This is a genomic window from Phocaeicola sartorii JCM 17136 = DSM 21941 (genome assembly GCF_054653615.1).
The window spans coordinates 687,820-714,423 of sequence record NZ_BAAIFW010000005.1 but is presented as its reverse complement, the minus strand read 5'-3'; the positions used below and the strand labels follow the sequence as shown (position 1 = coordinate 714,423).

At 49.1% G+C, this 26,604-nt stretch carries 21 protein-coding genes and 2 tRNA genes; 13 read left to right on the top strand and 10 right to left on the bottom strand.

Features of this window, described 5'->3' with window-relative positions; all coding sequences use genetic code 11:
- The first annotated feature begins 426 nt into the window (after positions 1 to 426).
- On the top strand, positions 427 to 720 hold the full coding sequence (locus ACYQ0C_RS03085) for a helix-turn-helix domain-containing protein (protein ID WP_004319131.1): 294 nt from the start codon (positions 427 to 429) through the stop codon (positions 718 to 720).
- Positions 717 to 1,028, top strand: a complete 312-nt coding sequence (locus ACYQ0C_RS03080; protein WP_007662685.1) for a helix-turn-helix domain-containing protein — start codon at positions 717 to 719, stop codon at positions 1,026 to 1,028. The genes ACYQ0C_RS03085 and ACYQ0C_RS03080 overlap by 4 nt, the downstream gene beginning before the upstream one ends.
- Before the next feature lie 37 nt (positions 1,029 to 1,065).
- Here ACYQ0C_RS03080 and ACYQ0C_RS03075 read toward each other — a convergent pair whose 3' ends face one another.
- Genes ACYQ0C_RS03075 through ACYQ0C_RS03065 form a run of 3 tightly spaced genes read right to left on the bottom strand, consistent with a single transcriptional unit; the run spans position 1,066 to position 4,004 of the window.
- A complete protein-coding gene (locus ACYQ0C_RS03075; RefSeq protein ID WP_032941485.1) occupies positions 1,066 to 1,431 on the bottom strand; it encodes a virulence RhuM family protein in 366 nt (121 codons plus the stop codon).
- 28 nt (positions 1,432 to 1,459) lie between these two features.
- Entirely contained in the window at positions 1,460 to 2,749 is a 1,290-nt protein-coding gene (locus tag ACYQ0C_RS03070; protein ID WP_016278192.1) for a site-specific integrase, read from the bottom strand.
- A gap of 31 nt (positions 2,750 to 2,780) precedes the next feature.
- Positions 2,781 to 4,004 carry a site-specific integrase gene (locus ACYQ0C_RS03065; protein ID WP_016278193.1) on the bottom strand — a complete coding sequence of 408 codons (1,224 nt, stop codon included), beginning with the start codon at positions 4,002 to 4,004 and terminating at the stop codon, positions 2,781 to 2,783.
- 415 nt (positions 4,005 to 4,419) lie between these two features.
- Here ACYQ0C_RS03065 and ACYQ0C_RS03060 point away from each other — a divergent pair, with 415 nt between their 5' ends.
- The 6 genes from ACYQ0C_RS03060 to ACYQ0C_RS03035 all read left to right on the top strand — a co-directional run bounded on the left by ACYQ0C_RS03060 (position 4,420) and on the right by ACYQ0C_RS03035 (position 12,546).
- Entirely contained in the window at positions 4,420 to 5,262 is an 843-nt protein-coding gene (locus tag ACYQ0C_RS03060; RefSeq protein WP_016278194.1) for a peptidylprolyl isomerase, read from the top strand.
- 12 nt (positions 5,263 to 5,274) lie between these two features.
- The gene (locus ACYQ0C_RS03055; protein ID WP_016278195.1) at positions 5,275 to 6,522 is read left to right on the top strand and encodes a M16 family metallopeptidase; all 1,248 of its coding nucleotides are present in this window, start codon (positions 5,275 to 5,277) and stop codon (positions 6,520 to 6,522) included.
- Positions 6,523 to 6,563: 41 nt separating this feature from the next.
- Positions 6,564 to 7,880, top strand: a complete 1,317-nt coding sequence (locus ACYQ0C_RS03050; protein WP_016278196.1) for an MATE family efflux transporter — start codon at positions 6,564 to 6,566, stop codon at positions 7,878 to 7,880.
- Between the two features lie 7 nt (positions 7,881 to 7,887).
- Positions 7,888 to 10,476 (top strand): hybrid sensor histidine kinase/response regulator, encoded by a 2,589-nt coding sequence (locus ACYQ0C_RS03045; protein WP_016278197.1) that lies wholly within the window; start codon positions 7,888 to 7,890, stop codon positions 10,474 to 10,476.
- A gap of 84 nt (positions 10,477 to 10,560) precedes the next feature.
- A complete protein-coding gene (locus ACYQ0C_RS03040) occupies positions 10,561 to 11,949 on the top strand; it encodes a sigma-54-dependent transcriptional regulator (protein WP_016278198.1) in 1,389 nt (462 codons plus the stop codon).
- 288 nt (positions 11,950 to 12,237) lie between these two features.
- The gene (locus ACYQ0C_RS03035) at positions 12,238 to 12,546 is read left to right on the top strand and encodes a hypothetical protein (RefSeq protein ID WP_016278199.1); all 309 of its coding nucleotides are present in this window, start codon (positions 12,238 to 12,240) and stop codon (positions 12,544 to 12,546) included.
- Positions 12,547 to 12,610: 64 nt separating this feature from the next.
- On the opposite strand, the gene ACYQ0C_RS03030 is transcribed toward ACYQ0C_RS03035, so the two are convergent.
- From ACYQ0C_RS03030 to ACYQ0C_RS03020, 3 genes are read right to left on the bottom strand one after another with little or no spacing between them, the layout of a single operon-like run.
- Positions 12,611 to 13,282 (bottom strand): RluA family pseudouridine synthase, encoded by a 672-nt coding sequence (locus ACYQ0C_RS03030; protein WP_016278200.1) that lies wholly within the window; start codon positions 13,280 to 13,282, stop codon positions 12,611 to 12,613.
- Position 13,283: 1 nt separating this feature from the next.
- The gene (fabG, locus tag ACYQ0C_RS03025; protein WP_016278201.1) at positions 13,284 to 14,030 is read right to left on the bottom strand and encodes a 3-oxoacyl-[acyl-carrier-protein] reductase; all 747 of its coding nucleotides are present in this window, start codon (positions 14,028 to 14,030) and stop codon (positions 13,284 to 13,286) included.
- 31 nt (positions 14,031 to 14,061) lie between these two features.
- Positions 14,062 to 14,661 carry a TetR/AcrR family transcriptional regulator gene (locus tag ACYQ0C_RS03020; RefSeq protein WP_016278202.1) on the bottom strand — a complete coding sequence of 200 codons (600 nt, stop codon included), beginning with the start codon at positions 14,659 to 14,661 and terminating at the stop codon, positions 14,062 to 14,064.
- A 231-nt stretch (positions 14,662 to 14,892) separates the two neighbouring features.
- Between ACYQ0C_RS03020 and ACYQ0C_RS03015 the strand changes: the two genes are divergently transcribed.
- The 3 genes from ACYQ0C_RS03015 to ACYQ0C_RS03005 all read left to right on the top strand — a co-directional run bounded on the left by ACYQ0C_RS03015 (position 14,893) and on the right by ACYQ0C_RS03005 (position 19,553).
- A tRNA-Met gene (locus tag ACYQ0C_RS03015) sits at positions 14,893 to 14,965 on the top strand.
- A 99-nt stretch (positions 14,966 to 15,064) separates the two neighbouring features.
- Positions 15,065 to 17,743 (top strand): glycoside hydrolase family 2 protein, encoded by a 2,679-nt coding sequence (locus ACYQ0C_RS03010; RefSeq protein WP_016278203.1) that lies wholly within the window; start codon positions 15,065 to 15,067, stop codon positions 17,741 to 17,743.
- A 259-nt stretch (positions 17,744 to 18,002) separates the two neighbouring features.
- Positions 18,003 to 19,553 carry an Lcl domain-containing protein gene (locus tag ACYQ0C_RS03005; RefSeq protein WP_016278204.1) on the top strand — a complete coding sequence of 517 codons (1,551 nt, stop codon included), beginning with the start codon at positions 18,003 to 18,005 and terminating at the stop codon, positions 19,551 to 19,553.
- 99 nt (positions 19,554 to 19,652) lie between these two features.
- Here the strand turns inward: ACYQ0C_RS03005 and ACYQ0C_RS03000 are convergent, their stop codons facing one another.
- A complete protein-coding gene (locus tag ACYQ0C_RS03000; protein WP_016278205.1) occupies positions 19,653 to 20,957 on the bottom strand; it encodes a DEAD/DEAH box helicase in 1,305 nt (434 codons plus the stop codon).
- Between the two features lie 128 nt (positions 20,958 to 21,085).
- Entirely contained in the window at positions 21,086 to 23,542 is a 2,457-nt protein-coding gene (locus ACYQ0C_RS02995) for an outer membrane protein assembly factor BamB family protein (RefSeq protein WP_016278206.1), read from the bottom strand.
- 223 nt (positions 23,543 to 23,765) lie between these two features.
- Here ACYQ0C_RS02995 and cysK point away from each other — a divergent pair, with 223 nt between their 5' ends.
- On the top strand, positions 23,766 to 24,716 hold the full coding sequence (gene cysK / locus ACYQ0C_RS02990) for a cysteine synthase A (protein ID WP_016278207.1): 951 nt from the start codon (positions 23,766 to 23,768) through the stop codon (positions 24,714 to 24,716).
- 6 nt (positions 24,717 to 24,722) lie between these two features.
- Positions 24,723 to 25,787, top strand: a complete 1,065-nt coding sequence (mnmA, locus tag ACYQ0C_RS02985; protein WP_016278208.1) for a tRNA 2-thiouridine(34) synthase MnmA — start codon at positions 24,723 to 24,725, stop codon at positions 25,785 to 25,787.
- On the opposite strand, the gene ACYQ0C_RS02980 is transcribed toward mnmA, so the two are convergent.
- Both ACYQ0C_RS02980 and ACYQ0C_RS02975 read right to left on the bottom strand, forming a co-directional pair.
- Positions 25,784 to 26,428, bottom strand: coding sequence for a response regulator transcription factor (locus ACYQ0C_RS02980; protein WP_016278209.1), 645 nt, complete (start codon positions 26,426 to 26,428; stop codon positions 25,784 to 25,786). The genes mnmA and ACYQ0C_RS02980 overlap by 4 nt on opposite strands.
- A gap of 79 nt (positions 26,429 to 26,507) precedes the next feature.
- Positions 26,508 to 26,582, bottom strand: a tRNA-Val gene (locus ACYQ0C_RS02975).
- Between the last annotated feature and the right edge of the window lie 22 nt (positions 26,583 to 26,604).

Here is a 26,604-nt window from a genome sequence, read left to right as displayed (position 1 = left end):
CCGCAGGGAAAGAGGAAGATTTTGCGGCAAACCGCCCCGCGGCCCGATCTTGCAGCAGCGTGAGCCCCGTAACTACCTTTGCTACAGACAACAGATTTCCATACCGCGCTCCGCGGCATAAAAAAAAGAGAGGAAAAGGTTATGGGAGAGAAACGGGGAGAAAACGATATGCCGTGAACGCTCGCGAAAGTCGGTTCACGGCTCACCCTGCATGGAATGATAAATCGCCCGCGAACATTTCCTTTCACGGGCGATTGGCGTATCGGAACGTGCCGATCCCGTATCGGCGGAGGATCGTTTCCGCCGGACGTGGCGCCACTCGCTGCCACTTTTAAGACGGATACGTCCATATGCCACTGGCTGCTAACAAGATACTGTCCATTTGTGTACTTTTGGGCATCCGGGAAACAAAAAATGAAACAGAACATGGAAATAATAAGTATGGACGTGAAGGCTTTCGACGCGCTGGCAGGGCACGTGGAAGCCATTGAAAGAAAAGCCGAGGCGTTATGCCGCAGGCAGGAGGACGTGAGTTTGAAAAAATGGCTGGACAACCAGGATGTCTGTGACGTGCTGGGTATATCGAAACGTACCCTGCAAACCTACCGGGAGAAAGGGTTGCTGCCTTTCAGCCGCATCCGTCACAAAATCTTCTACAAACCGGAAGATGTCGGGAAACTGCTGCAATCGTCGCACTATCCTAATACCGCCGCGTTATGAGCCATTATTTCATCGACAAGCACGATCCGCGTGTGGCGGATCTCTTCCGGCGCTTGGAAAAGGCCGGCAAGGCACTGGATAAACTGGAATCTTCCGGAGGCCGGACACTCAAGGGAGAGCGGTTCGTCACCGACGAGGAATTGTCCCGGCTGCTGAAAATCAGCAGGCGTACATTGCAGGAATACCGCACGGCGCGGATCATTCCCTATTATTTGATTCAGGGCAAGGTACTATACATGGAATCCGAGATACAGAAGCTCCTGGAAGATTCCCGGAAGAAATGTATCGGGGGACAGGAATGGGTATAAAAGAAGAACGGCCTTTATTTTGGCCGTTCTTCTTTTTTCAGTTCAATATCGTGTTCATGCCGGGAAGCTGCCAGACGACGGCGGTCGTCGTGGCCTTTCGGACAAGCCACCGGCGGAAGGCTTCGGCATTCCCGGATTTTAAGCGGAAAGCCAGCGCGGCGATCATTTCGAGCGAATACAGCTCGACAATACCGCCGTCACGGTTGCGCTCCCGGCGGTAAACCCGCTCCTCACGGAGTATGCCGCTTTTGAGTATGGAGCGGATGTTGCTCCCCACGGCAGGAACGAAAACACCGAACAGGTCGGCAATCTGGTGGCGCGTGAGCCATACACGGTTCTCCGGCATGTGGATTTCCACCCGCCCGTTTTCAATGCAGATAGGTTCTCTTGTCGTCATAGTCATACAAATTTATCGATTTTTATTATACTGTTCAACCGTTTACCGTTATAATATTTTCCGTTCCCGGTTCGTCCTCCTCGTAGAGATTTATTTTCCGGCCTTTGCTCTGTTCTTTCAGCCGTTTCATATCCTCGTCCACCTTGCGGTCGGTCACTTTGGCGTAAATTTGCGTGGTGGAAATACTCTTGTGTCCCATCATGCGGCTGACGGTTTCGATAGGCACACCCAGCGAGAGCGTGATATGTGTCCCGAAATTGTGCCTCGCCTGGTGAAATGTCATGTCGAAGCCGTATGTCCGTCCCAGTTCTCTGGTGAGCTTAATGAGATACCTCCGGCAATAGAGGTTGAAAATCCTGTCGCTTCTACGCTCGTGGCGGTATTTCTCGATGATCTGCAACGGCACGTTCAGCAGGCGGATGGCCGAGGGCGTTTCGGTCTTCTGGCGCCGGATGTGTATCCAGTACGTTCCGTCGTCCGATTGCGTGATGTCTTTTTCGGACAAGCGTTTCAGGTCGGCGTAGGACAACCCCGTGAAGGTGGCGAAGAGAAACCAGTCCCGCACCCGCTGAAGATTGGGTTTATCGACGGGAGTTTCCATCAGCTTTTTGAGGTCTTCGAGCTTCAAATGGCGGCTCTTGCGCCGGGGCAGTTCCGGGTGCAGCTTCCCGTAAGGGTCGCGCCGGAGTGTGCCCTGACTGACAGCCCGCTTGGTCATTTTCTTCAACCGGTAGAGATGCTCGTGTACTGTCTTGGGTTTCATTCCACGATCTGTACGCAGGAATATTTCAAAATCATCGTAGAACTCCCGGTCAAGACTCCGCAACGCTACATCCTCCTTTTCCTTCCTTTTTTTCACGAAGGAGGCTAAAATATTATAGGAGTTCTCGTAACTTTCATAGGTTTCTTCCTTGCGATCCACGCCGACACGCTTGCGGAACTCCTCGTTATGCTCGCGGAACAAGGCAAGGAGAGTGAACGGTTTCTGCCCGATTCCTTCCACGGCGTTTTTGACCAGCTCGGCCGTCACGAAACCGAGGCTTTTACGAATATGGCGGTAATGTCCGGTGATTTTTTCGGTCAGTTTCTCTATTGCCAGGTTTACCGTTCGGGCGTTCTCGCTTCGTCCGTTCGCCCTTTTGCTTTCCGGATTCCAGAGCGATGGATCGACAAACGCGTTGATGTTGATCGGGGCCGATTTGGCGTCGATGCTTACCTTGCATAACAATTTACATGTTCCGTCCTTGCGGACTTTCGTGCGGTTGATGTAGAACAGCAGGGAGAACGTGCTGCGGCGTTTTATCTCTTTATTATTCGGTTCCATAGTCGTTGTGAATTTGATTGTCAATGATAGATTAAATAGCTACCGAGAAGCGGCCGGCAATCTTTTCCTCTAAAGACCGGGTATCCATGTCGATCTTGTCATCGGTCACTTTGGCGTAAATCTGCGTCGTGGAAATGCGGCTATGCCCCAGCATTTTACTGACGGTTTCAAGCGGGACACCATGCGAAAGCGTGATCTCGGTGGCGTAGGTATGGCGTCCGCAGTGAAAGACGAGTTTCCGTTCAATTCCGCAAATGGCGGCAATACGTTTCAGTGTCCGGTTGAGTTCGTTGTTGCTGTACATCGGCAGCAGTTTTCCTTCCGGAGCCATATCCCGGTATTTGTCGAGGATGAGCAACGGTATGTCGAGCAACGGCACTTCATAGTCGATTTTCGTCTTCTTACGGGCGGTCTTGATCCATACCTCACCATCCTCTGCCACTTCCAGATCCTTCACCGTCAGACGGCACATGTCCCCGTAAGGGATACCCGTGTAGCAGGAGAAGAGGAACAGGTCGCGGATATGGTAGAGTTTCGGGTCGTGCAGGGGTGTGGTCATCAGCCGTTGTAACTCCGCGGCGGTAAGGTATTTCTGCTCCCTCTCGGGGCGTTCGGCTTCATACCCCGCGAACGGGTCGGCAGTGATAATCCCTTCCGCGATGGCTTCCCCGACAATCGTGTTCAACCGTGTGACAAGCAACACGATAGTTCCCGGGGCAAAGCGGCGCTCCGTGCGTAGGTAGAGGTCATAGTTGTCGATGAATGAACGGTTCAGAGCCGTGAAAGAGACATCCGACAACTTGTATTTCTCCTGGATGAAAGCAGCCACACAGTTACAAGCATAGCGGTAAGATTGCGCTGTTCCCTTTTCCCGGTTCACGCCGACACGTTTTTCGAAATGTTCGATGAACGTCCGGAAATAACCCAACAGGGTTTCCTGCCCGAAAGCCGTCCCCAACAACAGATTCCTTATTTCTTCAGCCGTTACATTCTCACGGGTGGCTGACAGCTCATCATAAATGGAAATGGCTGAAGCTCGCAAATCGTCCAGTTGCCGGTTGATTTCCCGCGCGGCGTTACTTTTACCCGTGGCACGTCCGGATGCCCACAGGGCAGCGGGTACGGACATTTTCGCGCTAAAAGCCGCTTCTGAAAATTTGCCGACAGTAAGTTTCGCCATGACCGGGCAATGTCCCTCGTCATTCATTTCGCTCTTTTTGAGGTAGAACGTAACCGTTACATCCGTCTGTTTCATAACTCTATTTTTTATGTTGCAAAATTACTTGATATAGAGTTATTTACAGTTGTGAAAATTATAGCGGAACAAAGAATAAAACCCCGGATGCCGGTAACATAACCTGTATTTCCATGAAAAACGGAAAAAAACGGTTATCTTTACGGGCAAAATATAGGGTTCTTTGCATGGTGAACGGTAAAACCGCAGGTGGTCAAGCGTTATTTTGCCGGATTATCCGGGGCTAAAAAGGGCAACGGATAAGTAGCAAATCTTTCTCTTAACCTTTCATTATCCTGCATTTTAGCGATTTGGAAAGGTATAGAAGAATTTGGCTTAACTCTCCTCAATACCAAACACTTACTTTATTTATCCAAATTTTGCCGTTTTTTTGCGAGTTCTTCCTATCTTTGTCAACTGAATAAAAGCTATATCCATGAAAACAAACAAAAGTTTACTAATATGCCTGGCCTTCATCGCACTGACAGCCTGTAGCGCCGGCTCAAAAAAACAAACGAATCGTATGGAAAATGAAAACCGCACCTTGGTGAAACTGGAAACCACTATGGGAAATATCACAGTGGCCCTGTATAATGAAACGCCGAAACATCGTGATAACTTTATCAAACTGGTAAAAGAGGGAGTCTATGACAGTACATTGTTCCACCGGGTGATCAAACAATTCATGATCCAAGCCGGCGATCCGGACAGCAAAAGCGCATCGGATACCGCCATGCTGGGCAGCGGTGATGTGGGCTACACCATCCCCGCCGAGTTCAATCCGAAGTTCTTCCACAAAAGAGGGGTCTTGGCAGCAGCACGCCAAGGAGATGATGTGAACCCCGAAAAGGCTTCATCGGGTTGCCAGTTCTATATTGTTACCGGACGCAAGTTCACCGAGCCGCAACTGCTGGGCATGGAGAACAAAATGAACGAACAGCGCGAAGAGGCTATATTCGACAGCCTGGCACGCCAGCACATGAAGGAAATATACAAGATGCGCAAGGCGGGAGACAATGCCGGATTACTGGAATTGCAAGACTCACTGGAGGCACAAGCCCGTGAACTGGCGGACAAAGAAGAGAAATTCCGCTTCACCCCCGAACAAATCCAGGCATACAGCACCATAGGAGGCGCCCCCCACCTGGACGGCTCTTACACCATATTCGGTGAAGTGACCGAAGGAATGGAGGTAGTAAACAACATTGAAATAGCAAAAACAAACCGTGCAGACCGCCCTGTAGAGAATATCCGGATTCTCAAGGCAAGCATTGAGTAATTTACAAGCCGAATGATTAACATAAACCGATACACCTTGTCCAACGGACTGCGTGTGATACACAACGAGGACAACACGACTCAGATGGTGGCACTGAACCTGCTGTACGATGTGGGCGCACGCGACGAGGACCCTGATCATACCGGATTCGCCCATCTGTTCGAGCACCTGATGTTCGGAGGCTCTGTTCATGTGCCCGACTATGACACTCCGGTGCAAAACGCCGGAGGCGAGAACAACGCATGGACGAATAATGACATGACCAATTATTACATCACCCTCCCCCGCCAGAATGTGGAAACCGGATTCTGGCTGGAGAGTGACCGTATGTTGTCCCTCGACTTCAACCCGCGCAGCCTGGAAGTGCAACGGCAAGTGGTGATCGAAGAATTCAAACAACGGAACCTGAACCAGCCATACGGCGACGCCTCGCATCTGCTACGCGCCCTGGCTTATAAGGTACATCCGTACCAGTGGCCTACCATCGGCAAAGAAATCAGCCACATAGCCCATGCCACCCTGGAAGAGGTGAAAGCTTTTTTCTTTAAATATTATGCGCCGGACAACGCCATTCTGGCGGTAACGGGGCATATCACTTTTGAAGAGACAGTGGCACTGGCCGAAAAATGGTTCGGCCCCATCCCGCGCCGCAACGTAGTGCCCCGCTCACTGCCGGCGGAGCCCCAGCAAACGGAGGAACGCCGGCTGACAGTGGAGCGTAACGTGCCTGTAGACGCGCTCTTCATGGCATTCCATATCTGTGAACGGCGCCATCCCGACTACTATGCTTTTGATATGCTGAGCGACTTGCTGAGCAGCGGACGTTCCTGCCGCCTGGTGCAGCATCTGGTGCAAGAGAGACAGGTATTCAACAGCATCGACGCCTATATCTCGGGCAGCATTGACCAAGGATTGTTCCATATCACCGGCAAACCCGCCCCGGGTGTCACGCTGGAAGCGGCCGAAGCGGCCGTATGGCAGGAACTGAAAGCATTGACGGAAGAAAGTGTGGATGAGAACGAACTGGAAAAAGTGAAGAACCGCTATGAAAGCGAACAGATATTCAATAACTTGAATTACCTGAATGTAGCTACTAATCTGGCTTATTTTGAACTGACCGGCAAAGCGGAGGATATCAATCAGGAAGTAAGCAAGTATCGCTCGGTCACTGCGGAGCAGATAAAAAAAGCGGCACAAAAAACATTTGTGCGGGAAAATTGTTCCACACTTTACTATAAAAGTAATTTATCCGTATGCTAATTTGCCAATATGCCAATTAGCACATCAGCAAATTATGAACCATGCAACATTATAAAACACTTTTCTCTTTAGGCCTCCCCATCGTAATCGGCCAGATAGGCGTCATCATTCTGGGTTTTGCCGATACATTGATGATAGGCCATCACAGTACGAACGAGCTGGCCGCCGCCAGTTTTGTCAACAACATGTTTACCCTGGCCATTATTTTCGCTACCGGATTCTCGTACGGGCTGACCCCTGTCGTAGGAAGCCTGTTCGGACGGGGGGAAACCAATGTCGTGGGACGGATGCTGAAGAACAGCCTGTTTGCCAATACACTGCTGGCGGTATTGCTCACGCTCATCATGTGGATACTCTACCTGAATATCCACCGGCTGGGACAGCCCGAGGAACTGCTGCCCCTGATGCGTCCCTACTTCATCGTTTTGTTGATCTCCCTGTTGTTTGTGTTGCTTTTCAACGGCTTCAAGCAATTTGCCGACGGCATAACCGATACCCGCGTCTCCATGTGGATCTTATTGGCGGGAAATGTGATGAACATCATCGGCAATTACATTCTGATCTACGGCAAACTGGGAATGCCCGAAATGGGACTGCTGGGAGCGGGAATCTCCACACTGGCCTCCCGCATCATGATGGTGATCGTATTCGCCGCCATCTTTTTCGGTACCCGGCGTTATCATATTTATAAAGAAGGATTCCTGCACCATGCGCTCAACCGGGCGGACTTCCTCCACTTGAACAAACTGGGATGGCCCATTGCCATGCAGATGGGAATGGAGACCGCTTCGTTCAGCCTCAGCGCCATCATGGTGGGATGGATCGGGACTACCGCCCTGGCGGCACACCAGGTGATGCTCGCCATCTCCCAAATCTGCTTTATGATGTATTATGGCATGGGAGCCGCCGTTGCCGTGCGGGTTAGTAATTTCCACGGACAAAACGACCGGATGAACGTCAGACGCTCGGCATACGCCGGATTCCATATCATGCTGCTCATCGCACTGATAGGAGCCTTGCCCATCTTCCTGCTGCGTAACGAACTGGGCGGATGGTTCAGCGATAGTCCGGCGGTCAGCGTGATGGTAGCACAACTTATCATTCCGTTCATCATCTACCAGTTTGGTGACGGATTACAGATAAATTTCGCCAATGCCCTCCGCGGAATCGCAGATGTGAAACCCATGATGTATATCGCATTCATCGCTTATTTCCTTATCTCCCTGCCGGCCGGCTATTTCTTCGGCTTCGTCATGGACTGGGGGATCATAGGAATATGGATGGCATTCCCCTTCGGGCTGACTACAGCGGGAATACTCTATTACCTGCGCTTTAACCGTGATACGAAATTAAAATAAAGCCACCATGAGCCTGCCCAACCGTTCCACCAAGCTGAAAGTTGCATCCGGTTATATCCTGCTGACCGCACTGCTCTTCCTATCCATCGGATATATCTATCAAGAGATGAGGTCACTGACCGGAACCGGCGATGATGAAGCCATCCTGAGCCAACGACGACATGTCACCAATCAGATCATCGGCCAGCTCTATCAGGCGGAAGTCATCGGGCAATCGCTCAGTACGGGACAACTGGGACAATACCACCGATACAAACGTACCATGAAACAAGCCAACACTGTACTCGACTCCCTACGCACGCTGCTGGCCGACAGCATACAACTGGCACGACTGGACACGGTGGAAATGCTCTTCATGGAGAAGGAACGGAACATGCGCAACCTGCTGAGAGCGATTCAGGAAGGCGGGACGGACAAGATTTACAAACAGCATATCGACGAACTGATTGCCGAGCAGGACTCTTTGCTCAGCCTTCCCCACGTACGCAAAAAAGTAATCACACACACCAACTCATACGTCATCCGCAAGAAGCCCAAAAGCTTCTTCAAACGGCTGGGAGAAGTGTTCGCACCCGGAAAGGCCGATTCCACCCAAGTCAGCAACGTGATTCAGGAAGAATATACCGACACGCTGACCGAGGCATACAGCCCGGCAGACACGGTGGCCATCCTGCTGAAAGACATACAGAGCCGGGTGACCGACACCCATCAGGAACGGATGGAAATGGTGAACCGCCGCACCCAGTCCCTACGCCTCAGCGGCTTGAAACTGAGCCAGAAAGTCAACCAGCTGTTAAGCACCATAGAGGAAGAAGAGCAGGCTCTGGCACAAAAAAAACATATACAAGAGGAATACATCCGACAAAGCTCCATCCGCACAATGGCAGGAATCGCCATTGCCGCTGTGGTACTGGCCATCCTCTTTCTGGTTCTGATATGGCGGGACATCACCCGTAGCAACCATTACCGCCGGGAACTGGAAAAAGCCAAACGCCGTGCCGAGGACTTGCTGGCGGCACGTGAAAAACTGATGCTGACCATCACGCACGATATCAAAGCCCCCGTGGGTTCCATTCTGGGATATACCGATCTGCTGGAACGGATCACAACCGAAGAACGCCAGCGCTTCTATTTGAACAACATGCAGAGTTCTGCCAACCACCTGCTCGGCCTGGTCAAGTCCCTGCTGGATTATCACCGGCTGGACGCGCATAAAATGGACATCAACCTAGTATCATTCAACCCCCGCCAACTGTTCGACACCATTTATATCAGCTTCAAACCGATGGCGGACTCCAAACAGCTGGAACTGAACTATCACTGCAACGAGTCACTGAACCGCGTGTATACAGGAGACCCGTTCCGCATCCGCCAGATAGCAGAGAATCTGCTCTCCAACGCGCTGAAATTCACCCGGGAAGGAAGCATCACCCTGCAGGCGGCACTGGAAAACGGCCAATTGCATTTCAGTATCAGTGACACGGGATGCGGCATCAGCCGGGAAGAGCAACAACGTATCTTCCAGGAATTCACCCGGCTCCATAACGCACAAGGACAAGAAGGATTCGGCTTGGGACTGGCCATCACCCGCAAACTGGTGCTCCTGCTCGAAGGAGACATCAAGATAGAGAGCGAACCAGGAAAAGGCAGCCGCTTCCATGTATATCTGCCTTTGCCCGAAGGCCCTTCCGTTCCGGATGAGAACCTCTCCGGAGCGGAAGCGGAACACGCACCCACCTCTCCTGATGCAGCCGGAATCCGGTCCACAGACACTCCGGCCGCCCCCCACGAAGACAGCGAGCCGCTCCACCTGATTTTAATTGACGATGACCGCATACAATTACAGCTTACCACCGCCATGCTGGAACGCCCCGGAGTGACTGTGACCTGCTGCCATCATCCCGAAGAACTTCTCAACAAATTGAAGGAAGAGCGCTTCGACGCCCTGCTCACTGACATACAGATGCCTGCCATGAACGGATTCGATTTATTGAAAACCCTCCGCACGCTGGGCACATCATGGGTGCAAACCCTGCCGGTAATCGCACTGACCGCCCGTAGTGATATGGACGAGGCGTATTTCCGTTCGCATGGTTTTGCCGGTTGCCTGCACAAACCTTTCACCATAAACGAACTGTTCACCGCCATCTCCCAAGCCACCGGAAAAGACATCCCTGCCGTGGAAAATTCCTCCACCCATGAAGCACCGGCCGAGGAGAGCCGGCAAGAAGCGTTGAACTTCTCCGCCCTGACTGCTTTCTCGGAAGATGATCCGGAAGCAGCCGCAGAAATACTCCGCACCTTCATCAGCGAAACAAAAAAGAACTGCGAGAACATGAAAAAAGCGTTGGCGGAAAGGAATATGGAAGGCATCACGGCAATGGCTCATAAACTGTTGCCACTGTTCACCATGCTGGGTGCCACCCGTTGCATTCCCGCACTGACATGGATGGAACAAAGACGGGGAACGACCGAAGTCAGCGAAGAAGCGGTGGAGAAAACAATCTTTATAATAAACGAAACAGGTAAAGTGATTGACGAGGCACAAAAGCAGGCCGGGAGTCCGGAGGAGGGAGGAAAAATTAAACCCTGTTAAGTTAAAAGGTATTAGAAATAAAGTCCGTTTTTCGGCACACCATGAAAAAAACTTATTTTTGTACGAATAAAAAAACACATAACGATGTCACATTCCATTCTGATAGTAGAAGACGACCTGACTTTTTCCACCATGTTGAAAACCTGGCTGGGTAAAAAGGGATTTTCAGTTGACACAGCAAGCAGCAATGCACGCGCACGCAAACAACTGGACGCACAATCATACGATCTGATCTTGTCCGACCTGCGTCTGCCCGATCAGGATGGTATCTTCTTGCTTTCATGGATGAAAGAACAGGGATACGACATCCCGCTCATCATCATGACAGGCTATGCCGACATCCAAAGCGCCGTACAAGCCATAAAACATGGAGCCAGCGATTACATCTCGAAACCGGTACAACCGGATGAGTTGCTAAAAAAGATTGACGAGGCATTGCAAGGCAAAGCGTTACCCACGGCACCTCAAGCGGGAACAGGAAAAACACCATCCGCTCCCAAAGCATCCGGACGCAAAATCGTCCCCCACAGCACAACCGTTCTCCCCTCTAATTTTCTGGAGGGGGAAAGCGAGGCGGCACGCCAGCTTTACAATTATGTAGGCCTGGTAGCCCCCACCCCCATGTCCGTGCTGATAAACGGTGCCAGCGGAACAGGCAAGGAGTATGTGGCGCACCGTATCCATCAGCTAAGCAAACGGGCCGACAAACCGTTTATCGCCATAGACTGCGGCTCCATTCCCAAAGAACTGGCGGCTTCCGAATTCTTCGGTCATGTAAAAGGCTCCTTCACCGGAGCGTTAAACGACAAAACAGGAGCGTTCGTGGAAGCAAACGGAGGTACTTTGTTTCTGGATGAAATAGGCAACTTGAGCTATGAGGTACAGATACAGTTGCTCCGTGCATTGCAGGAAAGACGCATCCGTCCGGTCGGCTCCAGCAAAGAGATAGAAGTGGACGTGCGACTGATCAGCGCTACCAACGAAAACCTGCAACAGGCCATTGAAAAAGGAAACTTCCGCGAAGATCTTTACCACCGCATCAATGAATTCACCCTTCGTATGCCGGCATTGAAAGAACGGCAGGAGGACATTCTGCTATTCGCCAATTTCTTCCTGGACCAGGCGAACAGGGAACTGGACCGCCGGCTGACAGGGTTTGACGCTGCTGCCAGCCAAGCTTTACAAACATATTCATGGCCCGGAAACCTCCGGCAATTAAAAAATATCGTAAAACGTGCCACCCTGCTGGCGCAAAGCAACTTCATCACCCTTGCCGAATTAGGCTATGAATTACAGGAACCTGTCAGGTCCGCCGGCACGCAGACGTTCAGCCTGCATGATGAAGCGGCGGAAAAGAAACGCATCCTTGAAGCTTTGAAACAGACAGGAAACAATAAAAGTAAGGCCGCTGTCTTATTAGGCATAGACCGGAAGACCTTATATAATAAGTTGAAACTGTACGATATCCAATAATTTTTCCAACCCCAAGCCACGGCATCATCAGACTGTGCCCCTACCCTTCCGGTACGGACACAGCCCCACAGTCTGCAAACTCGTTTTATCCTGCCGGCTATGTGGAATTATTCCACAAGACATTCCCCACTTTCCACACTTATCCCCATATCCTTTCCATCCGACGCAGCAATTAATCAATTAATTACCAATAGATTAGATCATTAACAAGCTTTCTGGCACGGATATTGTCCTTTTGTTACCAGAGAAAACGAAACAACATAGTATCAACAGTAAAAACCTACAATTATGAAAAAATTATTTGTTGCAGTAGCATTGGTAATGGGATTAGGAACATCCGTAGCATTCGCCGACAACTTTATGGTAGTGGCCTCTGAGACCGTAACTATGACTAATGATTTCACCCCTATTGAAGTGAAAGACCTTCCGGCCGCCGTGCAGGAGGCTATCACCAAAAACTATGCAGAATCTACTATCAAAGAAGCTGCCGTAGAAGCTAAAGAGGACGGAACTAAAACTTACAAGGTTGTTTTAACCGATAAAGAGGGAACTGAAAGCACTGTACTTTTCAGCGAAAGCGGAGAAGTTTTGAAGTAAATGAAAGATGCCTGAAAGTAAGAAAAGGGAATGCTGTGAAGCACTCCCTTTTTGTTTTTTATCTTCAGTCCATCTCAAAGCCGTTCCACAAGTTACCTTCGGGCACCGGTGCCGTCAGCCGGATCTCCTCCTTCGACACAGGATGGACGAACTGCACTGTCCGGGCATGCAGACAGATGCTGCCGTCCGGATTGGAACGCGGAGAGCCATATTTCAAATCGCCTTTAATGGGGCATCCCATCTTGGCCAGCTGGCAACGGATCTGATGATGCCTTCCGGTTTTCAGATCCACCTCCAATAAATAGTAATTCTGAGAATGGCCGATCAGCTTATAATGAAGTACAGCTTTCTTGGAATTCTTTACTTCCTTATCGTATGCATAAGACTTGTTCTGTTTCTCGTTACGCACCAGGTAGTGGACCAGCTCCCCCTCCGTTTCCTTGGGGCACTCTTTCACGATGGCCCAATAGGTCTTTTTCACCTCTCCGTTACGGAACATCTCATTCAGTCTGGGCAATGCCTTGCTCGTTTTGGCAAATACCACCAGCCCGCTGACAGGACGATCCAAGCGGTGGGTCACCCCAATGAAAACGTTACCCGGCTTATGATATTTCTCTTTCAGGTATTGTTTCACCATCTCCGACAGAGGAGTGTCACCGGTCTTGTCTCCCTGAACGATTTCAGAAGAAGTCTTATTGACTACAATAATATGATTATCCTCGTAAACGACTGTCATATTACATGTTCATGCCGCCGTCAACCTGAATCACCTGTCCTGACACATACGAAGACATATCAGAAGCCAGGAAAGTAGCCACATCCGCCACATCTTCAGGAGTACCTCCACGACGCAAAGGAATCTTCTTGGCCCACTCAGCCTTTACTTCGTCAGACAATTTGGCTGTCATATCCGTAATAATGAATCCCGGAGCGATAGCGTTGGCACGGATACCACGGGAACCCAGTTCCTGAGCAATAGATTTAGCCAGACCGATCATACCGGCTTTTGAAGCAGAATAGTTACACTGACCGGCATTTCCGTGAACACCTACTACAGAAGCCATATTGATAATGCTTCCACCCTTCTGGCGCATCATGATCGGAGTACATGCGTGGATAAAGTTGAAGGCAGACTTCAAGTTCACAGCGATTACTGCATCCCACTGCGCCTCGCTCATGCGCATCATCAAACCATCTTTGGTGATACCGGCATTGTTCACCAGAATATCAATAGAGCCGAAATCATCCTTAATCTGATTGACCACTTTCTCCGTATCCTCAAAATTCGCAGCGTTAGAAGCGTAACCTTTCACCTTTACACCCAATGCAGCGATTTCTTTTTCTGTATTCTGGCCGTTTTCATCAATTACCAAGTCTGTAAAAGCGATATTTGCTCCTTCCGCAGCAAACTTCAATGCAATCGCCTTACCAATACCACGAGCGGCACCTGTCACAATCGCGGTCTTTCCTGTTAATAATCCCATAATTTTTGATTTTATAATTATAAAGTTAATTTTATTCCTTGTTCTGTTCCTTACGTCCCAATGCGCCAAACACGATTTTTGCCACGTATGCCCATCCTGTCTCATCGTCCAGCTCCTCACCTATCTGGCCCCGTATATAAGGCGCCTCGATGCCCTTCACACAATAGTGCACAATGTCTGCCACAATATTCACATTGTCTATATCAAAGATTCCCTTTTCCTTTCCTTCCGTCAACACCTGCCGGAACAACTTGGTTTCCGTCCGGTCAAAATTCTTCCGCACCGCCTCCACTCTCCATATATCACGGAAAAAGCCGGCACGCAAAGTCCCGTTCCTGAACACCACCATCTTGATCGAGTCCAGATGTGTTTCTATCAGCCGCAGTATCTTCGTATCAGGAGCAAGATCCTCAGCAGCCACTTTCTCCATGGCACCCGACAACATCTCCAGTTCCGACTCCACCACTGCCATGTAGATGTCTTCCTTGCTCTTGAAATACGTATAGAGCGTGCGCCTTCCTTTCTTGGAGGCCACCGCTATATCGTTCATCGTAGTATCATCCACCCCGTTCTTCGCAAAAAGCTGACGGGCGACGTCTACTAATTTAGCCCTAGTCTTTGATACTGCCATATAAGTTCAATTGCACATTACATATATATGTGAGCAAAATTACATTTTTTCTTTGTACCACACAAACAAATAAAGTATAATCTTAAAGGAAACGTTAATTAACATATCGTGTTTTTCCTATATATCAGCGAGTTAGATAAAAAACTTATTTTATTCAAGAAAAAAGGGCAGGAATAATTTGGAGATTAGAAAAAAAGCCGTACCTTTGCACCCGTAATCAAAACACAACATCGCGGAGTGGAGCAGTTGGTAGCTCGTTGGGCTCATAACCCAAAGGTCATTCGTTCGAGTCGGATCTCCGCAACATCAAAGAGAAGCAGAATTGCTTCTCTTTTTTTATTTCCCAGTATTCTTTTTATTTCTTATCTTTGATTTTTATTTAATTTTCAAGACACATACGACCATGAAACAAAACATCTTTTCTTATCTCATCGCTTTACTATTCCTCCCTCTGTACGAGATACAGGCAGCCCACCAGCCCGAATTCTCCACTGCCGGATTCTATGAACTGGCAAACTCCGGGCGTGAAGTATATTCCATGAATCCGGCATGGCGTTTCCATAAAGGAGCCGCAACCGGTGCGGAAGCTCCAGACTTTAACGACCGGGACTGGAGAGTGGTCTCCCTGCCCGACGGCATTGAATATGTGCCGACCGAGGCCAGCGGATGTATCAACTATCAAGGCGAGGCGTGGTACCGCAAGCATTTCACTCCGGCGGACACGCTGAAAGGCAAAAAGCTTTTCCTGCATTTCGAGGCCATCATGGGGAAAAGTAAAATCTTCGTAAACGGTAATTTATTGACCGAACACTTTGGCGGCTATCTGCCTGTAGTCGTTGAGGTCACCGATGCACTGAACTGGGGGACGGACAATGTGATAGCCGTATGGACAGACAACAGCAACGACCCCAGCTACCCTCCCGGCAAGGCACAGGATGTGCTGGACTATACTTACTTCGGCGGCATCTACCGTGACTGTTGGCTGATAGCCCATAACCCGGTCTTCATCACCGACCCCAATTTCGAAAACGAAACAGCAGGCGGCGGGCTTTTTGTGGCATACGACAAAGTATCCGACACTTCCGCAGAAATCATCTTGAAAGCCCATATACGTAACGACAGCAAAAAGAATTTCAAAGGCGTAGTAGAATATGAACTTCAGCAACCCGACGGCACACAAGCCGCATTTCTGAACGATGTCATTCAGGTGCGCCCAGGCAAAGCGGTCACTTCCAAAGATAAAATTACATTGAAGTCCCCCCTGCTTTGGAGCCCCGAAACGCCTACCCTATACAACCTGATTGTCCGCATCCGCAACAACGAGGGAAATGTGGTGGACGGCTACCGCCGCCGCATCGGCATCCGCAGCGTAGAGTTCAAAGGCAAGGACGGATTCTGGCTGAACGGCAAGCCCTATCCCGCTCCGCTGATCGGCGCCAACCGCCATCAGGATTTCGCCGTGGTAGGCAATGCCGTAGCCAACAGCATCCATTGGCGCGATGCCAAGAAACTGCGCGATGCGGGCCTGAAAATCATCCGCAACGCCCACTGCCCCCAAGACCCCGCCTTTATGGATGCGTGTGACGAACTGGGCCTATTCGTCATTGTGAATACGCCGGGATGGCAATTCTGGAATGACGCTCCCGAATTTGCACAACGGGTCTATAACGATATCCGCAACCTGGTAAGGCGTGACCGCAACCACCCCTGTGTATGGTTATGGGAACCTATTCTGAATGAGACCTGGTATCCGGCGGACTTCGCCAAGAACACCCTCGATATTGTCAGTCAAGAATATCCTTATCCCTATTGCTACTCCGGTTGCGACAGCAGGGCGCGGGGACATGAGGTATATCCGGTACTCTTCACTCATCCGGCCAATGCGGAAAAGGACGAGGCCATCAAAAGCCTTGATCCTGAAATAACCTATTTCACCCGTGAGTGGGGAGACAATGTAGACGACTGGAACTCGCACAACTCCCCCAGCCGTGTGGCACGCAACTGGGGCGAACAGGCCATGCTCATCCAGGCACAGCACTATGCCGCACCCCATTATCCTTTCACCAGTTATGATGTACTCTGCCGCGCCCCGCGCCAGCACGTCGGTGGCTGTCTGTGGCACTCGTTCGACCATCAGCGCGGCTATCATCCCGACCCCTTCTATGGTGGTGTGATGGATGTATTCCGTCAGCCCAAATATGCTTATTACATGTTCAAAGCCCAGCGTTCGCCCGAAAAGCAAGACCGCCTTTTCGAAACAGGGCCGATGGTGTACATCGCCCATGAAATGACTCCCTTCTCGCCCAAAGCCATCACTGTTTACTCCAATTGCGACGAGGTGCGGCTTACCTATAATAAAGATGGAAAGACATGGACTTACACCAAACCGGCAACCAAAGAAGGAATGCCCTCGCCTGTCATTACCTTCAAAGATACATACGACTTTATGATAGACAAGAACATGTCTATGAGAGAAAAGAAACAGGACGAGGTGTTCCTGCTGGCCGAAGGCATCATAGACGGAAAAGTAGTCGCCACGCACGAAGTACGACCGGCCCGGCGCCCCGAAAAACTATTGCTATGGATTGACAACGAAAATACCGACTTGAAAGCCGACGGTTCCGACTTTGTAACCGTGGTAGCCGCCATAGCCGATAAAAACGGGAATATCAAACGCCTGAACAACTATTATGTGAAATTCCATATAGAAGGAGAAGGACGCATTCTGGGCGGAGCGGATATACTGGCCAATCCGGCTCCGGTAAAATGGGGAACAGCCCCCGTGCTGATACAATCCACCCTGAAACCGGGTAAAATCAAACTCACTGCCAGCGTATTGTTCGAAGGCTCGCAAATGCCCGCCAGCGCAGTTCTAGAATTAGAAAGCAAGCCGGCGGCGCATCCTCTCATCTATGCCGAAAACGAAGCTGCGCTGATCCCCATGAGCAGCGGCTCACCGTTCGGACAATCAGCTGCCAAATCGGCTTCTGAACTGGAGCAGGAACGTCTGCTGAAAGAACGGAATGCACAAAAGCTGAAGGAAGTGGAAAAACAGCAGGCCGACTTCGGTGAAAAGAAGTAGCCACCGTCTGCCTGATATCACGAGGGCGTCAGAACCCGGTTTTAGAGGAAAAGGACTTTCACTCTGAGACCGGGCACTCTCACTCTCTTTCTTGTATTTCAGCCCAATGATCCTCTTATTCCCCTAATTTATCGAAAAAAAAACAGCTTTCACCGAATAGATTAGAAAAATCGACCGAGAACATTTACCTTTGTCACCTAATATTAAAATAATAAAACCATTAAAGTTTTAATCATAAAACAACAAAACAAAAACGATGATGAAAAAGACAACAACTATTCTCTGTTTAGGCATCGCTCTATGCATGTTGGGGTGTAGCGATGATGACGATCAAGTTACGACAATCTCTACCGTTCCTTTTTCTCTTACGGCATCACTGCCCCCCCGTTCTTCCGATGCAGAGGATACAGGCATCCTGCAAGGCAACTGGAACACCGGCAGCCAGCTGGCCGTAATGAAAACCGGCTCCAGCGGTGTCCCCAAGAGTATTCTCACAAAAGAAGACAACTCTTCTGACACATTCAAGGGCAATCTTCCGGCACTGGTCAAGAATGATAATGAAATTGCCGTATTTTATCCGGCAGCAGCTATCACCGCCACCAGTAGCGACACCCTGAACCAGACTCTCAACCTGAACGGACAGGACGGAACGCTGGCAGGTGTAACGAACTATGATTACTCGTGGGCACTGTGTAAAGCCGGCATGAGCGAGACAGCAGGTTCTTCCGCCTGCGAAATGACCAGTCTGGTCACCATCGGTAAATTCCAGTTCACCGTCAACGGCGGCAATCCTTTGAACGACATTACAAGAATTACCGTAACCGCCACCACCGGAAACCTTTACTCCAGCGCCATAGTGAAACTAAAAGACGGAGAGCTCAGCAGCGCCCAAACAGGAAATATCACGATTAAAAACAAAACCGGCCTTTCCGGAACCACTTATATTTCCTTCTTCCCTTCCGAAGCGCAACTGCATTTCACCCTCGTTACCGCCACCGGTGATGTGTACGAGACAGCTACACCAACAACCATCCAATTGGAAAAAGGCAAAGTGTACAAGGCTCCGGCACTAGATTGCACCCCCTTACCTTCAGCCAAGGTCGGTGACTACTACTATAGCGACGCTACCTATTCTACCGACAAAGATGAGAACAAGACTTGTATCGGTATTGTTTACGCCCTGGATGATGCGGACGGCAATCTCTCAGCCGCACTGACCGCCTCTCCATTCGGACGCATCGTAGCGCTAAGCGACAACCAGTCCAGAACCAAATGGATCAGCAAAGCGGAAGATTTAGAAGGTATTGAAAACTACACCACCGCCGACGGTACATTAACCACCGGTGTTCTTCCTTATTATAACGGAACAGCCGATTCTTTCTTCTCCGATAAGAATGAGGAACGCATCAAGGGGGCAACCATCAACGTTGAAACCGGACAACCTGCCACCTGGGTATCAGAAGGAGCCATCAGCGACTTCCATGGGAAAGCCCACACCTCCCAGCTCGGTAAAAACGCTTCCAACTATCCGGCAGGAGGCTACTGCTACCAATACAGTACCAGCGGTAAATCGGCCGGTGAATGGTATTTACCCTCGGCTGGTGAGTTGACTTTATTATGGGAACTTCACAAAACAGGCATCATTTGCAACGACAAACAAGATTGTTTCAGTGATTTCTCACGTGCCGGATATTGGTCATCCTCTGAACACTCTATAGAGTCGGCCTGGTATCTGAATTTCGTGAGCGGTACGATAGTTGCCAACAGCAAGGCCAGCAGCTATTCCACACGCCCAGTCGCACAATTCTAAAGTTCCGACAAAGCGGATCATCTACAAACGAATGACAAATTGACAATAAAGCCCGGTTCATCTATCACAAAATGAACCGGGCTTTATTGTCTACCTTCCCTATCCTTGTTTACCGGAAGACTGTCTGTCCGAAGTCTGTCTGCGCTGTCCTTGCTTGCCTTGAGCCTGCTTCTTCCTGCGCCAATAATCACCATTGCTTTTGCTGCCCCGGTATACCTTATTGGCTTTCGCTTTTTCTTTCAGTTCTTCCGTCTTCTCCTTATGCGCCTGCGTCCCTTCTACGGTCACCCAGGGATGGTCTCTCACAACCGGAATCTGTAATCCGATCAGTTTCTGGATATCCTTTAAATAAGGCAACTCTTCCGACTCACAAAATGAAATGGCCACTCCGTCGTGTCCGGCACGTCCGGTACGACCGATGCGATGCACATAAGTTTCCGATATATTGGGCAACTCATAGTTGATAACATGAGAGAGCTGGTTCACATCAATTCCCCGGGCTGCAATATCTGTAGCAATCAGCACTCTTGTGGTGTGATCTTTAAAGTTTGTCAACGCCCTTTGACGTGCGTTCTGCGATTTGTTTCCATGAATGGCCTCCGCCCCGATCTCACTCTTATTCAAGATCTTCGCCAATTTATCCGCACCATGCTTGGTACGGGTGAAAATCAGCACAGATTCTATCTCGGGATTCTTCAGCAAATGCAGCAGCAGATCTTTCTTCTCTTTCTTTTCCACGAAATAAACACTTTGCTGAATGGTATCAACGGTAGATGAGACAGGAGTCACCTCCACCTTTTCCGGATGGGTCAGCATGGAATCTGCCAGCTTCTCTATTTCAGCAGGCATGGTAGCCGAGAAAAACAAAGTCTGCCGCCGGGCGGGTATCAGTTTCAATACTTTCCTGATATCATGTATGAAGCCCATATCGAGCATACGGTCGGCCTCATCCAGCACAAAGTAGTCCAGCCCCTTTAATGAAATGAAGCCTTGTGCCTGCAAGTCGAGCAAACGTCCGGGAGTGGCGATCAATACCTGTATACCTCGTTTCAACGCATCAACTTGTGCCTTTTGGGGCACTCCGCCGAAAATAACGGCATGTTTCACTCCGGTATATTTAGCATACTGATCAAAGTTCTCGCCTATCTGTATGTCTAGTTCCCGTGTCGGAGTGAGTATCAATGCCTTGATACCTTTCTTATGGTCTGATTGATAAAGTCGTTGTATGAGGGGGATAGCAAAAGCTGCTGTTTTTCCTGTTCCTGTCTGGGCGCATCCCAGCAAATCTTTACCTTTTAATAATACAGGAATTGCTTGTTCCTGAATGGGGGTCGGCGTTGTATAGCCGGTTTGTTGTAAAGCCCTCAAAATAGGCTCTATAAGATCTAGTTCTTTAAATGTCATGTGAAATTATTAAATTGGGCCTCACGGCCTGTAATCTATTTTATCGGGAGCAAAGGTACAGGAATGATTCTGCCCGGAAGCATTTCCGGGCAGACTTTATGGTTATTTAACTAGCCAGCAGCTGACCTCTACTTACAGAACAAGTAAACATTTCCCCCGAAATCAGTAACGACCAACGCATTGCCCGACAAGGCTACCGACCCGAAAACAGGAGCTCCCACAGCATATTTCCATACTACTTTCCCATTCTCTTTATCAATTCCGTACACAGTACCGTCCGAAGCAGCTACATAAACCGTATCTCCCGCCCATACCGCACTGGTTTCAATGGTAGCGGAAGGTTTACGGCTATAGGGACAGGTATAGATCAAAGCATCGCCAACAGGGCACGTCCATTTTTCTTCCAACGTTTCACGATCCAAGGCGATCATCCCTTTCTGTGCGGAACCAAAAATAATCTCCTTGTCGGTGAGTAACGGTGTAGAAGTAACATCCACATTATAAGGCAAAGGCTTACGGACAATCACTTTTCCGGTAGCCGCCTCCAATATAAAAAAGGATTTATCCGAAATTAGATACAACAAAGCACCATGCATGGCTGGAGACGCCCCCCGGTTACGCAAGCCGTTGTCACTAGCCGCCCAAAGTTTTTTACCCGTCCGGGCATCATTACAATAAAGAGCATTCCATTGTGAACCGGCAACCAACAAGTTGTTACCTAAAGTCAGCGTACTCGTGGTTCCTTCTCCTTGTCCCCACCCCTCATTTTTCCAGAGCTGTTTACCTGTCCGGGCTTCAAAAGCACAAAGTCCCTTTCCAGTTCCCGCATAGACCACTCCTTCAGCGGCCACCAATCCGTCAATGAGGGCCGGCAAACCATTTACAGGCAACTGCTTTTCCCAGTGCAATTTGCCAGTCTCGGTATCAATGGCATACAAAAAACCTTGAGCATCCTGAGCAAACACGATATCACTATCAACCGCAATGGAATTTTTAATAGAATTACGGACAGGATAGCTCCAAAGGAGTGTACCGTCCTTTCCATCCAAAGCATATACATGACCCGCACCTTTCAAGTCCTCGTCCACAGAAGCTACAATTATCTTTCCTTTGTGTATCAGCGGGGAAGTCATATAAAGATTAGCTCCTACATTGCTGCTCCATGCCAGCTGTAAAGGCAGATTCAATGGAGCGGAAGCAGGAGCGGAATGCCTTGCATTGCCTAACAGATTATCCCAATCAGCAGAGAACAGAGGGACTACCTTTTCAGTCCGGCAGATAAAGTTACTTTCTGCTTCGGCTGTCTCTCCGTTATTAAAACGGGCTTTTACCTGCAAAGTAAGTTCTTTACCTACGTATTTATCCGGCAAAGGAAGCTCTCCGTTCCATGACCAATCCGTATGTTGGGTCAGTTTCTTGTTCTTCATCACAGGTTTCCCATCGGCCAGACAAGTATAGAGCACTTCTTTCACCGGTGATACGGAAGAATACACATTGACAGCCACCGGAAGGACACCCGAAGCCATCACTCCGGAAGGCGATGCGATACAGATATTCTTGTCCAGGTAGCTATAACGAAGTTCGGAAGTGAAATCTCCCTTACGGTCTACGTGCATCACACGGAAAGCACTGGTGGAATGGTCTATGCCTCCTTTATCCAAGGAAGAGGTACAAATGCTGTAAACATCCCCCTGCTTCTTTATATAATTAATATGCCAGTGCCCATATATCCATGCTTTCAGGTTATATTCATTCAGGTTAATGCTTCCGGCATTCTTGCTTTTAAAGATAAAAGTATCTTCGTATGTCAGCAAATCATGATTGAAAACCATAATCGGAGTTCCGGGACGGATATGTGCCAGATCATTTTTCAGCCAGCGGCAGACGTCATCGGAAGTATAGCCGGGAGCATGGTCTCCACCGGGCATCGGGGTGACAATATAGTGCACATTACCCGCATCGAAGGAGTAATATACAGGACCGTAATTGTTTTCAAACACCTCTTCGCCATATTTCCCTTTTACCAAATCATGGTTTCCAATGCAATAGAAGACAGGACAATCCATATTTTCGGTATTCATCAGTTTGATATGAGCTTTCAAGCCCTTTTCATAACAGATATCTCCGGTATGAATGATGAAAGCCGCTTGTTCATTCGCTGCATAGCCACGGAGACTGCCCACCCAATCTTCATGATTCTCTGTGTTGAATATTTCAGTATCGGATATGTGGATATACTTATGAGAACCGTCTTTGCCAATCCGTCCGCTATAAGGCATCAAACCAAAATCATAACCAGCCTGTTTCTTTTCTATTTTATGATAATAACGGTTGAAGGTTTTGTAGCCCGAGGGAGTCGTGATAAAAATAAAACGCTCACGCTCATGACCGGGTAAAGTAAAACTACCGTCGGCAGCCGTTTCAACCACATTCAAGCCATCGGATACTTTGATGCCCGCCAGCGTTTTTTCACCTCGGTCAAACACACCGTTCTTGTTTTTATCTACATATACATGGCCTGTGTAAGCAGCCATAACCGGCATTGCGGCCAGCATCAGACACGATAATAAAAAGGTCTTTTTCATTGATATTTATTTCATTAGATTAAGTCTGAACATAAAGAAAATCAAATCCCGGCACCGGACATTTCATGTACTCATGACAGACCGGATTCATTGACTCCGTACAAAGATAGTGAATTATCCCAAAGCCGGTACTATAAAATATACCATAAACAGGGTATTTCCGCCATGAACATCTTCCCCTATCTTTGCATTATAAAACTATAACCCACTAAATGAAAAGATTATGGCAAGAATAAAAAAAGAGCTGACCGAGCTCATCGGAAGAACTCCCCTGCTGGAACTGTCACGTCTCAGCAAAAAGCACGATGCAAAAGCGCAAGTTGTCGCCAAACTGGAATTCTTCAATCCCGGCGGAAGCGTAAAAGACCGTATAGCCCTGGCAATGATAGAGGATGCGGAAGCCAAAGGTATCCTGAAGCCCGGAGCAGTTATCATTGAGCCAACCAGCGGCAACACCGGCGTAGGATTGGCATGGGTTGCCAGCGTGAAAGGCTACAAAGCCATACTGACCATGCCCGAAACCATGAGCCGGGAACGCCAGAACCTGTTGAAAGCCATGGGAGCGCAATTAGTGCTGACCGAAGGTGCAAAAGGCATGAAAGGAGCCATAAAGAAAGCGGAAGAGCTACGTGACCAGACTCCGGGAGCTGTTATCCTGGGACAATTCGAAAACCCGGCGAATCCCGCCGCCCATGTGCGTACCACCGCACAGGAAATCTGGAACGACACGGATGGAAAGGTAGATATCTTTGTAGCCGGAGTCGGCACAGGAGGCACCTTGAGCGGAGTGGCGGAAGGACTGAAAAAACAGAATCCCCATATACAGATTGTAGCTGTAGAGCCGGATAGTTCCCCCGTCCTTTCGGGTGGAAATCCGGGGCTGCACAAGATACAAGGCATCGGAGCCGGATTTATCCCCCAGACCTACAATGAAAAGTTAGTAGATAAAATAATCCGGGTGAAAGACGATGACGCCATCCGCACGGGACGCGAATTGTCTCTGACAGAAGGGTTATTGGTCGGGATATCTTCGGGAGCAGCCGCCTACGCCGCATTGGAACTGGCCCAACTGCCCGAAAATGAAGGGAAACAAATTGTAGTGCTCCTGCCTGATACGGGAGAACGATACTTATCGACCGTACTTTATGCTTTTGAGGAATACCCGTTATCATAAAACAAGATGAACATAGCTGCATTAATTTCAGGAGGTGTGGACAGCGCGGTTGCCGTACACCTTCTTTGCGAACAAGGATACAAACCGGATCTTTTCTATATTAAAATCGGAATGGACGGTGACGAAGATCTCACCTGCACGGCAGAAGAGGATATCGAACTATGTACCGCCACCGCCCGCAAATACGGCCTGAGCCTGCATATCATTGACCTGCACCGGCAGTACTGGGACAATGTGGTGGCATACGCCATTGATAAAGTGAAACGCGGCCTTACCCCCAACCCGGATGTAATGTGCAACAAACTCATCAAGTTCGGATGTTTTGAGCAGGAGGCCGGGCATTTATATGACAAGACAGCCACCGGACACTACGCCAGTATCCTTGAAAAAGACGAGAAAATATGGCTGGGAACCGCGCAAGATCCCGTCAAGGACCAAACAGATTTCCTGGCACAAATAGATTATCTGCAAATTTCAAAACTGATGTTCCCTTTGGGAGGCCTGATGAAGAATGAGGTCAGGGATATCGCCCGCATAGCCAAACTGCCCAGCGCACAACGCAAGGACAGTCAGGGAATCTGCTTTCTGGGTAAAATCAATTATAATGAGTTCCTCCGCCGTTTCCTAGGCGAGAAAGAAGGAGATATCATTGAAGTGGAAACAGGAAAACGGATTGGCACTCACAAAGGATATTGGTTTCACACCATCGGACAGCGCAAAGGACTGAGACTGGGTGGAGGACCGTGGTTTGTTATCCGCAAAGATATAAACGAGAATATTATTTATGTCTCACGCGGTTATGACACCGACAAACAATACGGAACCGACTTTGCCCTACGTGATTTTCATTTCATCACAGAGGACTTGTGGAAGGGAGCATCTTCCGTAGATGTTTCTTTCAAGATCCGGCATACAGACACTTTCATGAAAGGGACATTGGCACGAAAGGATAATTTGTTCCGAATCCACAGCCACGCCCCTTTACAGGGAATAGCCCCCGGGCAGTTCGGCGTGCTATATGACAAGAATGCAGAAATCTGTGTGGGAAGCGGTGAAATCACTTTACCTTAAATATAATATTCCACCGCATCCACAATCCCTGCACGAAGGGCATATTTTGTCGCTTCGTGCACATTGTTCACTTCCAGCTTGCGAAAGATATTTTTGCGGTGAGTCATTACCGTATATACACTAAGGAAACGCTCAGCCGCAATCTCTTTCGTGGTCTTGCCCAATGCCATCAGTTTCAGAATTTCACGTTCCGTAACCGTAAGCGGTGAAACCAACCTGTCTTTCTTGTTTTCTTTATGCTGCAACAGCCAAGCTACACGTGTACACATATATTGCAAATGCTGTTTTGCCTTCCGTAACCCTTCCTCTATCTCTGTCATCGGTGCATCTTTCATCACCACGCTGAATGAAGTTCCACTAAAAACCATACGCCGGATGAAGTCCTCACTCAGATTATCGCTGAACAGCACAAAATGTGCTTCTTTAAACCGTTCCTGCAAAATAAGCAAATACTCAGCCGAAGTATCAAATAATGTATAGTCCAGCACTGCAACAGCATTGGGATTATCGACAAGAAGTCTGGTAAGCTCACTCTGACTGCCAGCTTCCTTTATTGCGGCAAACCCTCCTATCCGGACGGCCACCGTTTTCATACCCTCACGGGTAATATCCTGATTATCGACAAGTAGCAATGTTTTCATGCCCATACATATTAACTAGGGGAACTTACTAAAACAAAAAAAGCCTTGCATCATTGTGTGCAAGGCTTCATTCCTTCGGTGGGCGTTGACGGATTCGAACCGCCGACCCTCTGCTTGTAAGGCAGATGCTCTGAACCAGCTGAGCTAAACGCCCGATAGTGCTTTCTCGTGCAATA